Here is a 271-nt window from a genome sequence, read left to right on the forward strand (position 1 = left end):
GCACCACACCTAGCAGCGTTCCCACCACCGTACCCGTGCCGCCCGTAATGCGGGCGCCGCCGAGAATGACTGCGGCGATCACGTCGAGTTCGGAGCCCACCAGATCGAACGGGTTCGCGAGGCGGTTGTTCGACACGTGCAGAATGCCCGCGATGCCCGCGAGCATGCCTGTATAACCGAATACGAACAGATGGATCGCGCGCAGGTTGTAGCCGAGCCGCTCGGCGATCGCGAGCGAGCCGCCCATCGCATAGACGGCGCGGCCCATCAT

1 protein-coding gene is annotated in these 271 nt (G+C 65.3%); it reads right to left on the bottom strand.

Annotated elements, in window-relative coordinates; genetic code table 11:
- A partial coding sequence (locus tag ACCC94_RS30245) for an ABC transporter permease subunit (protein ID WP_413353239.1) occupies positions 1–271 on the bottom strand: 271 nt, incomplete at both ends.

It is taken from the genome of Pseudomonas sp. Pseusp97 (assembly GCF_047304025.1).
GTDB lineage: Bacteria > Pseudomonadota > Gammaproteobacteria > Pseudomonadales > Pseudomonadaceae > Pseudomonas.